This is a genomic window from uncultured Bifidobacterium sp., assembly GCF_959020145.1.
GTDB lineage: Bacteria > Actinomycetota > Actinomycetes > Actinomycetales > Bifidobacteriaceae > Bifidobacterium.
Genome location: NZ_CAUEQY010000014.1, coordinates 18,966 through 29,573, shown reverse-complemented (window position 1 = coordinate 29,573; position 10,608 = coordinate 18,966). Strand labels below are relative to the sequence as shown.

General features: G+C 56.2%; 8 protein-coding genes. 4 read left to right on the top strand and 4 right to left on the bottom strand.

All coding sequences use genetic code 11. The annotated features are described in order from the left end of the window. Positions 1-365: 365 nt before the first annotated feature. Complete coding sequence (gene frc / locus Q5H33_RS05730; RefSeq protein WP_047749771.1) at positions 366-1,721, top strand: formyl-CoA transferase; 1,356 nt, start codon at positions 366-368, stop codon at positions 1,719-1,721. A 225-nt stretch (positions 1,722-1,946) separates the two neighbouring features. Here the strand turns inward: frc and Q5H33_RS05725 are convergent, their stop codons facing one another. The 4 genes from Q5H33_RS05725 to Q5H33_RS05710 all read right to left on the bottom strand — a co-directional run bounded on the left by Q5H33_RS05725 (position 1,947) and on the right by Q5H33_RS05710 (position 6,410). Further along, positions 1,947-3,041, bottom strand: a complete 1,095-nt coding sequence (locus Q5H33_RS05725) for an AEC family transporter (RefSeq protein WP_055063687.1) — start codon at positions 3,039-3,041, stop codon at positions 1,947-1,949. Between the two features lie 172 nt (positions 3,042-3,213). After that, entirely contained in the window at positions 3,214-4,989 is a 1,776-nt protein-coding gene (gene oxc, locus Q5H33_RS05720) for an oxalyl-CoA decarboxylase (protein WP_302423489.1), read from the bottom strand. 251 nt (positions 4,990-5,240) lie between these two features. Continuing rightward, positions 5,241-5,762: a hypothetical protein gene (locus Q5H33_RS05715; RefSeq protein WP_302423488.1), complete on the bottom strand. Its 522-nt coding sequence runs from the start codon at positions 5,760-5,762 to the stop codon at positions 5,241-5,243. A gap of 27 nt (positions 5,763-5,789) precedes the next feature. Continuing rightward, positions 5,790-6,410 carry a hypothetical protein gene (locus Q5H33_RS05710; RefSeq protein WP_302423486.1) on the bottom strand — a complete coding sequence of 207 codons (621 nt, stop codon included), beginning with the start codon at positions 6,408-6,410 and terminating at the stop codon, positions 5,790-5,792. A 34-nt stretch (positions 6,411-6,444) separates the two neighbouring features. Between Q5H33_RS05710 and Q5H33_RS05705 the strand changes: the two genes are divergently transcribed. From Q5H33_RS05705 to Q5H33_RS05695, 3 genes are all read left to right on the top strand, one after another. Continuing rightward, on the top strand, positions 6,445-8,733 hold the full coding sequence (locus Q5H33_RS05705; protein ID WP_034879788.1) for a maltotransferase domain-containing protein: 2,289 nt from the start codon (positions 6,445-6,447) through the stop codon (positions 8,731-8,733). Positions 8,734-8,877: 144 nt separating this feature from the next. Next, complete coding sequence (locus tag Q5H33_RS05700) at positions 8,878-9,372, top strand: inorganic diphosphatase (RefSeq protein WP_004223253.1); 495 nt, start codon at positions 8,878-8,880, stop codon at positions 9,370-9,372. 558 nt (positions 9,373-9,930) lie between these two features. After that, the gene (locus Q5H33_RS05695) at positions 9,931-10,497 is read left to right on the top strand and encodes a manganese efflux pump MntP family protein (RefSeq protein WP_270497113.1); all 567 of its coding nucleotides are present in this window, start codon (positions 9,931-9,933) and stop codon (positions 10,495-10,497) included. The last annotated feature ends 111 nt before the right edge of the window (positions 10,498-10,608 follow it).

The window sequence follows — 10,608 nt, the reverse complement described above, 5'->3', positions numbered from 1 at the left end:
GGTTCAAATCCATGCCCCGCTACTGATGAAAGCTAGGAATTGCAACAATTCCTAGCTTTTTTGTTTTCCGTCAAATCTCACCAAAACCAATTTCCGGACAAAATCTGGACAAAACCCGACAAAAACCGGGTATATCAGCCGAGTTCATCAATCGCATGTGCCGAAAGTATGGAGAAAATGCGCCGGATCCGCCAATCGCATGTGCCGAAAGCGAAGATTGCCGCTCAAGGCTGAAAATCCAACGTTCTCCAAGGTTGCACGCGCTACGTTGACCTCGCCAACCACATATCACCAGATATAAGGAGAACAAGGCAATGCATTATATGAATCAAGCGAACGCGCACAACGCGACGCAGGACACCACAATGCAAGACAGCGCAACGCACGATACGGCAACAAAGGCAACGCAGGACACCGCGCCGCTGAAAGGCATCACCGTGATTGACTGGACGCAGGTGCAGTCCGGCCCGTCGTGCACGCAGATGCTCGCATGGATGGGCGCCGACGTCATCAAGGTGGAGAAGGTGCAGGGCGGAGATCCGACACGTAATGAAATGAACGACGTGGATGGCTCGTACTCCCTGTACTTCCTTCAGCTCAATGCCAACAAGAAATCCATCACGCTGAACATGAGAGATCCGGAAGGCAAGAAAATCCTCGCCGAACTCCTGAAGAAAGCCGACGTGTTCGTAGAGAATATCGGCCCGGGAGACGTGGAAAAGCTTGGTTTCGGATGGAATGACGTACATGCGATCAATCCGCGTCTGATCATGGCGTCGCTGAAGGGCTTCAACAAGGGCAGCCGGTTCGAGCATGTCAAGGCGTTCGAGCCGGTCGCGCAGTCCGCGGGCGGTGCCGCTTCCACCACCGGCTGGTATGACGGCGAGCGCAATGTGCCCACGCAGTCCGGCGCCGCATTGGGCGATTCCAACAGCGGAATGCATCTGCTGATCGCCATTCTTTCGGCGCTGTTGCAGCGCGAGCATACCGGTGAGGGTTGCTATGTGTACCAGTCGATGCAGAATGCGGTGCTGAACTTGTGCCGTGTCAAGCTGCGCGACCAGTTGATTCTCGACCGTTTGGGCAAGCTTTCCTACTATGACTGCTACCCGAATTATGAGTGGGGCAAGCAAGGCAAAGCCATTCCGCGCGCAGCGAATGCGGAGGGTGGTTTGGTGCTTGGCTGGTGCTACCGCGCGAAAGGCTGGGAGCATGACCCGAACGCTTACGTATATATAGTGGTTCAACAGTCCAAGAAGGGCTTCGAGAATTTCTGCCATGCGATGGGATTCGAGGATTGGCTGACCGACCCGCGTTTCAATACCGCCAATGCGCGTGACGAGCATAAAACCGAGGTGTACCAGCGTGTTGAGGCGTACACCATGCAGTTCGACAAGTACACGCTGACCAAGGAATTGGGTGCGAAGGGCGTGCCGGTCGGCCCGGTGTTGGATTGGTATGAGTTGGAGAACGATCCTGATTTGAATGGGGATGGCACGATTGTGACCATTGACCAGCAGGATGCGCGCGGCGATTTCAAGACGATCGGCATGCCGTTTACGATGAGTAATTTCGTGCCGGATTACCAGCGTGCGCCGAAGCTGGGCGAGCATAACCGTGAGATTCTGCATGCGTTGGGATATGACGACGATCAGATCGCTTCGCTGCGTGATTCCGGTGTGATCGGCGGTAACGATGGTGTGCAGGCTGATTTGAAGTAACGCACGTTAGCGCGCACTGGCGCACGAATAAGGGCGGATCACAAGATTCGCCCTTATTTGTTATGCGTCACATCCATTGCAGTCCACGCCCCGCACTTCCGCACACAATCACATGTCTTACGTCTTACGGTTTACCGTCACAAAAAGCGCATGCAGTAACGGAACGTTGGAATTTCAACGTTCCGTTACTATATGCGCTTCGTGAGCTACAGTGAGGATACTGAATCAGCCCACGCAGAAGGGGACGAGCCAGATCCACAGCAGACAGGTGGCCGCGAATGCCACCGTGGCGACGGCCGTGGTCGAGGCGCCTTCTTTTACATAAATGTTGTAACGGCTGGAAATAATGATGCCTGAGAACGCCGGCGGCAACGCGACCGCCATCACCAGCATCGAAATCTTGTTCATGTCACCGCCCATGCCACACAACAGCGCCACGCCAAGGAACACTGCAGGCGTCAGAATCAGGCGGAAGAACGTGTTCCAGATGGTTTCCCAACCGAGCGAGAATTTCACCGTGGAAAGCGCGAGGCCCGCGGAAAGCACGGCCACACCGGAATTCGCTTTGGCGATCAGATCGAAGGTCGGCGCCACCTGGCTTGGCACATGAATGCCCACCAACACTAGGAAAATGGCCAATAACGACGCCCAGCAGATCGGTTGCTTCAGTGCGTCGAGCAACGCCTGCAGATTGCCGTTGCGGTTCTTTCCCGTATTCGACGTGCCATGCACCATAAGTTCGGCGGTTTTGTCGGTTGCGGCATCTCGTGCCGGGTCAAGCGTGATATCGCCTTTTGCATTGGCCTTTGCATTGACCGCGTTTTCGGCCTGTACGCTAAGCTTCGCTCGGTCTTTGGCCTGGCCGAGGTTGATCAGATACATGCCGATCGGAATGGTCACCACGTTGACCACGATGGAAATAATGGCTATGACGAGATTCGTGCTGACGGTGTTGCCGTAAATCGGATCAAGCACAGCGAATCCAAGGAAACCAATCGTCGGAGATCCTGCGATCAGAGCACAGACGGCCGCCTCCTGAATGCTGCGGTGGAACAGCAACCGGCACAGATAATAGCTCACCATAAACATGACGATGACGCCGATGAAACTGATGGCGGTCAATGTTGCGTCTTTCGCAAGCATTGCACGGGTCGATTTGATGATGGACACAAATAACGCCGCAGGAAGCGCGATATTCAACACAAGTTTATTAAGTCCCTGCCGCTGATCGTCATCAAAATAACTGAATTTTCCACAAATATACCCTAATGCCATAATGACAATAATTGGCACGATGTCGTCAACAAGTATGTTTATCACTGTCGTTCTTTCTTTATATTTTTTCTATCTGCAATCTTCTGCAATATTGTTTGATTGCTGATATTGCTGATATTGCAGATACGTTGATCGGATCATTGGTTTTCAGGCAGAAAAAGTGGGCGCACGCATTCCACCGTTCGCACGCCCACATGTCATACCGACAGCCGATGCGCTACATGCGAGCGCCGGTCGCGTAGTCGTACATGGTGACTTCGGAATCAACGAGGGCTCCGACCACCGGCTTCGGATTCAACGCTCCGATATTGCCGGATTCCTTGCCCGCATACTGCGCGATCTGCACATGCACGAAGCTTGGCTTGCCTGATTCGACCGCCTCGCCGACCATGCGTTCGACTTCTTCCGGAGTGGTGGCATAGTAACCTTTACCCCCGAACGCTTCGAGGACCTTCTCGTAATGCGCGTTGTAGGTAAGCGTCAGCGGCGACGGGTCACCGTCCGCTCCAAGGTTTTCGAAGTCGCCGCGGTAGATACCGCCGTTGTTGAGCACCACGAAGGTGATGGGCAGCTGGTAGCGGCAGGCCACCTCCACTTCCATACCATCGAAGCCGAATGCGGAATCGCCGCCGATGTACAGCACTTTCTTGCCAGTGGAAAGCGCCGCGCCAATCGCATAGCCGGTGCCGCAGCCCATCACACCCCACGTGCCGCAGTCCAAACGATGGCGCGGTTCGAGCATGTCGATGATGTTGCGGCAATCATCGAGCGAATTGGCTCCCTCATTGGTGAGAATGAGATCTTCATGGTGTTTGTTGTACACCTTTTTGATGGCTCCCAAGGCGTTGAAATGGCTCATGGGCAGCTGATCGGATTGTTCGCGGGTTTCAAATTTCGCCACGTTTTTCGCGCTGGCTTCCTTCAGCATGTTCAGCCAGGTTTCGTCAGCTTTGAACGGGTATTCTTCCAGAGATCCGTTGAGCAGCGTCATGGCGGAACGAATATCCCCCACGATTGGTACATCGATACTGCGCGTGTTTTCGATTTCTTCCGGATTGATGTCGATTTGGATGAATTTCACATGTTCGTTCCACGTTTTGCCCTGGCCGAACGACAGCATCCAGTTGAGTCGCGCGCCGACCAGCAATACCACGTCGGCGTTGCGTAGCGCGGTGGAACGGCAGCTTGCCGTGCTGTGTGGGTCGGTATCGGGCACTACGCCTTTGGCCATGGACATTGGCTGGAATGGAATATCCGTTTTCTTGACGAATTCGCGGATTTCCTCTTCGGCGCGGGCGATTGCGGCGCCTTTGCCGATCACCATGAGCGGACGTTCGGCCTGCTGCAGCAATGCGAGCGCCGCGTCGATGGATTCGCGTGCCGGCACCACGGCGGGGGCCGGGTCGGTTGCCGTCCACATCAGGCGGTCGGCTTCGCTTTGGCTCAGGGTCTGTGCCACGGTGTCATCGGGGAAATCGATGTACACCGCGCCTGGGCGTCCTGAAGAGGCGATATGCATGGCACGGGCCACCGCGAGCGGAATATCTTCGATGCGGTCGATGCGCAGCGAAGCCTTGCAGAACTGCTTGGCGTAGTTCATCTGGTCGAGGCCTTCGTATTCGCCTTCCTCAAGGTCGACCACATGGCGGGTTGAGGAGCCGCCGATCATGATGACCGGATAGCCGTTCACCGTGGCTTCCAGCAGTGCCGGTAGACCGTTGAGGAATCCCGGAGCGGATACCGTCAACGTGACAGCCGGCCGACCGGTGATGAATCCGTCGGCCGCGGCCGCGTTCACAGCGTCCTCCTCATGGCGCATGCCCACGAATCGCATACCCATGCCCTGCGCGATGCGCGCGAAATCGGTGACGGGAATGCCGACCACGCCATACATGTTTCGTATGCCGTTGGCCATCAGCACCCGCGCCAGATAATGCGGCGCATCGGTAACCTTCCGATCATCGGCTCCCTGCCGTTCGGCATCCGCACGCATGCTCGCGACCATCGTTTCATCTGCATGTTCTTCTGTCATCGCAACCTCCATTCGTATCGACGACGCCATGATTGTAGATACGTGAAAATGGGAGTTCGTCAGCAGAAAAATATGTTCGTCTGCGGCTTAATTTCAACGTTTTCAGCATGATATAGCCGTATTCTCACGCACATGCGGAATATATTGCAGCTGAAATATCGCAACTCTCATCGAGAAGCATCACCTCCGCGAGACGACATCATCGCCGCATATCATCGTCGCCGTACCGCATACAGCATGAACGCCCCGCAGCACATCACGGCAGCCGCCAAACCCAACACCAGCCCCATCGGACTTCCTGTCTGCGGCATTTCCTGCTCGGGGGCATAAAGGTTGTCGACATTGAACGTCAGCAGGCTATCCTCACGTTCCACCACATCGTTCAGCACCATCATTTTCTGCGCGGTGACGGCCTCATCCAATCCCACGGACTGGTATCCGACCTTGATATTGACCTCGCCGGCACCCGTTGCATGCCAATACACGGTGGTTCCCTCCAGTTCGGCCCAGCCGACTGCCGTGGGCTCGTCGTCCTCGTCGAACACGGCCGGACCTTCGATCGTCGCCGTGAATACGCCCTCGATCGGCTGTCCACTCGAATCCAGCAACTGCACGAACAGGCTTCCGGACCGCAATCCCTGCCGATCATCACGCGTCACCCTCGAAGAAACCGGCAGCTTGTTCGCGGCCTCCTCCCAAAGCTCGTTGACCTTGCTTTCCAGCCCGTCCATCACCGAGAAGAGGTATTGCTCATGCCTGACCTACACCTTTTGGTCGTCATAGTTGCGGTGCACCAGCACGCCGATCGCCGCATACGTGAGCACCGGTTCCCCGTCATGTTGATATTCGGACAGCAGCCATGCGAGGCGCCGCGCCGCTTCCGTATTTTCCACGGTGGTGGTTTCGGTGACCTTATAGTCGGTCATGCTTTCGATTTGCCGGCAATAATAGAATTTGCCCGATCTCGATTCCGCGTTCACCCCGATCACATACGGTTTTCCATCGAGAAAATAGTTGTAATGCTTGCCGTTCGCGCGCAGCAGCTGTTCGGCGGCCAGCGCGGCCGGGCAGGTCATTCCCACGATTATGATGCAGGCCGCCAATACCGCGGCCAGAATCGCAAGCGTATGTCGTTTCATCGCATTCATCGCATCGTCCTTTCGATATGCACATCGTTGTTGTCGTAATTCAACAGGCTTGCATACTTGCGATTGCCACATGGCCTTTTTCAAGGGTTGTGGTCGGAGGACGTTCTTTTTGCCGTTTTTGTGGACAACTTCGCTTGTCAGCAAACGTAACTTATCCACAAAAAACGTTTTACCAATCGTAGGTAAACAAGTTATCCACAAAGGGTGGAAATCGCTGGTCGGAAGATAGTTCACCCAAATCCACCTTTTCTCCTCTATAATCGGCGGTATGGCAGAAGAAGATAAGAGCGCGGAACCGCGCACCACCGCAACCAAGCAACCAGCCGTCAAGAAGACGACCGCCAAAAGCGCGGCCGCCAAAACGGCATCGGCAACGTCTCAGACGCCTAGCAAGCGCACCGCCGCAGCCAAAAAGTCCACGGCATCCACCGCTCGCAAGCGCACCACCAAAGCGAAGGCCGCCGCACCGCAAACGGTCGGCGAAGCCCCAGCCCCCGTCATCGAACGCACCAGCCCCGAACAGTTCGGCCGCGTGAACGTGCTCGACATCACCCCGAACGTTGAGAACGGCCTGTTCCCGGCACGCGTGGAGCTCGGCGAAGCATTCAACGTCACCGCCCAAGTGTTCATCGAAGGCCGCACCAAGGCAGGAGCGACCGTGTCCGTGCGTAACGCACGCGGCCGCGAGGTTGAACGTTTCGCCATGACCTGCACCAATCCGGGCCTCGACCGCTGGGAAGCCATGGTCAAGATCGGCGAACACAGCGATCTGAAGCCGTGGGATGCCGATTATGCCGCCGTCAAGCGTCAGCTGGGCGAATGGCAGATCGTGGTCGAAGGCTGGGAAGACACCTACCAGTCTTGGCTGCACGACGCCGCCATCAAGGTTGAAGTGAATGACGACGTGGAGAATGCGCTGGAATCCGGCGCACAGCTGCTCGCACGTTGGGCTGACGCGAAGGATTCCAAGCTTTCCGCAGCCGACAAGAAGGTGCTGCGCGACGCCGCCAAGACCATGGAAAACAAGTCGCTGAGCGCCGAAGAGCGTCTCGCCGCAGTCCAGAGCAGCGACATCGAGCAGCTGCACGAAACCAACCCGTTGCGCGACGGCCTGTCCGAGTCGAATCCGCAGCGTTTCCGTGTGGAACGCCCGAAGTCCAGCTTCGCCTCCTGGTATCAGTTCTTCCCACGTTCCGAAGGAGCCTACTACGGTGAAGACGGCAAGATCGTTCCCGGCAACCTCAAGACGTCGATCGCCGGCTTGGAACGCGCCGCAGCCGAAGGCTTCAACATTGTGTATTTGCCGCCGATCTTCCCGATTGGCGTGACCAACCGCAAGGGACGCAACAATTCCCTGGTAGCCGGCCCGAACGATCCGGGCTCCCCGTTCGGCATCGGCTCCGAACTGGGTGGCCACGACACCGTTGACCCGCAGCTTGGCACCATGGACGATTTCAAGGCATTCTGCGAGCGCGCCCACGAGCTGGGCTTGGAAATCGCGCTTGATTTCGCTTTGCAGTGCTCGCCTGACCATCCGTGGGTCAAGGCGCATCCGAACTGGTTCCGCACCAAGCCGGACGGCACCATCGCATTCGCAGAGAATCCACCGAAGAAGTATCAGGACATTTACCCGATCGACTTCAATGCCGACATGGAAGGCATCGAAAAGGAAGTCGAACGCATTATGGATCTGTGGGTCAAGGCGGGTGTGACGATCTTCCGCGTTGACAATCCTCACACCAAGCCGGTGCGTTTCTGGCAGGATGTGATTGCCGCCGTTACGAAGAAGCATCCGGAAGTGCTGTTCCTTGCCGAGGCGTTCACCCGCCCGGGCATGATGCGCGCGCTGAGCTATGTGGGCTTCACGCAGTCGCACTGCTACTTCCCGTGGCGTAACACCAAGGAAGAGCTCGAAGAGTACCTCGAAGAGACCAACGGCAATGGCGGCTTCTACCAGCACAACACGTTCTGGCCCACCACTCCGGATATTCTCACCGCCTACGTGCGCGACAACGGCATTGCCGGCCATGCGGTGCGTGCGGTGCTCGCCGCTATGGGCAGCCCGAGCTGGGGTATTTACAACGGCTACGAGCTGATCGAAAACAAGCAGCGTCCGGGCTTCGAAGAGCAGATCGACAACGAGAAGTACGAAGTCAAGGTGCGCGATTGGGACAGCACCGAAAAGTACGGCATCGCCGAACTGCTGACCTCGCTCAACAAGATCCGTGACACTCACCCGGCTTGCCGCAGCTACCACAACCTGCACATTCTGCCGAGCGACGACGCGGGCGTGATCGCATTCCTGCGTCAGACTCCGGCCGAACTGACCGGTACCGGCAAGGCAGATACGATGATCGTGATCGTGAACCTCGACGGACACAACGCGCACCAGTCCATTGTGCACATCGAGCTTGGCGACTTCGGTTTCGCCACCGACAAGCCGCTCAAGGTGCATGATGAGCTGACCGGCCGCGACTTCGAATGGGGTTACGACAACTACGTTTCGCTCGCCCCTTGGGCCGACGTGGCACACGTGCTCACCGTAGTCGAAGACTGATTGAGTCTCAATCGATCTGATTAATCTCGGTCAGCTCGACTAGAAATTCGTTTCGATTCATACCACAATACCGGTTCCACTTCGGTGGAAAGCGGTATTGTGGTTACTGATAATGCAAACTGCCCAATCTCAAGGAGAAATGACATGGCAGAAACCTTCAACGTCGTGGTGGAAATTCCGCGCGGCTCCAAGAACAAGTACGAAGTGGACCACGAGACCGGCCGCGTGTTCCTGGACCGCACCCTGTTCACTTCCATGGGTTACCCGGATGACTATGGCTACATCGACGGCACCCTGGGCGAGGATGGCGATCCGCTCGACGCGCTCGTCATGATCCCGAACTCCGTGTTCCCGGGCTGCGTGGTGGAATGCCGCGCCGTCGGCCTGTACCACATGGTCGACGAGGCTGGCGGAGATGACAAGGTGCTGTGCGTGCCGGCTGATGTACGTTTCGACGACATCAAGGATGTCGAAGACGTTTCCGAGTACCACAAGGCTGAAATCAAGCACTTCTTCGAGCAGTACAAGGCTCTGGAGCCGGGCAAGGAAGTGCTGCCGGGCGATTACTGGACCGGTGCCGCCAAGGCCGAGGAAGAAATCGTGGCCGCCCGCAAGCGCCTCGAAGAATCCGAGAAGTGATTTCCACGCCTTTCTAGATAGCTTTAGGTAGCAATCCGAGGAAAGCCCGTTGACGTACGCACTCGCACACGTCAACGGGCTTTTGCATACCTTCCAACGTCCAGATTCCGCCAGTCACTGGAAGAATCCTCCCGCAAACCAGCCCCTCAGCGGGCAAAAACCTCCACTCACTGGAACAATCACCCCACTAACACGGCTTCCAGCGGACAAATTCCCCCAGTCACTGGAAGAAAATGCCCGCAAATCAACTTCTCAGCGGGCAGATTCCTCCACCGATTGGAGGAAAACGGACAAAACCATACCCTCCAAGTGTCCAGATTTCTCCAGCGAGTGGAAGAAACAGCCCGCAGACGGGATACACTCATACTGCACGCGCATATTCGCCGGGGCCGCTATAGTGGAACACGTAATTCACGGCATGCGAACAGTATTCGCAGAATTCAAAGCCCGCTGGCTGGCGCGGCAGTTCTATGTCGGTACCCCTAGGCGTAGGCGGACGTGAGACTCCGTCGAGGCCCATCCCGTGGGAAACCGGCGGGATGAACCTATATACCAGCTATGTTGATTCAAACATTACTTATTGCCGTTTCCGTATCGATGGACACATTCGCCGTTTCCATCGGCAAAGGTCTCACCGTCAAAAAACTACGCGGCCTCGACGCGTTCAAAACCGCCCTCTGGTTCGGCGGATTTCAGGCGCTTTTCCCACTGCTCGGCTATTTCGCCGCCTCCACGTTCAGCAAATACGTGACCGCCGTCGACCATTGGATCATTTTCGGCCTGCTCGCCCTCATCGGCGGCAACATGGTGCGTGAAGCATTCGAAGAGGATGAAGAGAACGCCAAGGAAACCGCTGATTTCGATTGGAAGCACATGCTTCCGCTCGCCGTGGCCTGCAGCATCGACGCATTCGCCGTCGGCGTCAGTTTCGCATTCATGTCGTTGAACATTTGGATTTCAGTGATCATCATCGGCATCACCACCGGCCTGTTCTCCGCAGCCGGTCTGTATATCGGTCGCGCGTTCGGCTCGCGCTGGCAGAAGCCCGCACAGATCGCAGGTGGCGTCGTACTTATTCTGATCGGCATGAAAGTATTGCTGGAACATCTCGGATTCCTCGCATAATAATCGCAAATCAGATATACAAATAAATATACAAACTTACAGTAAAAGCCCGTAATCGCACACGATTATGGGCTTTTACATTACCGCTTACCGCAAATACTTGCGATTATT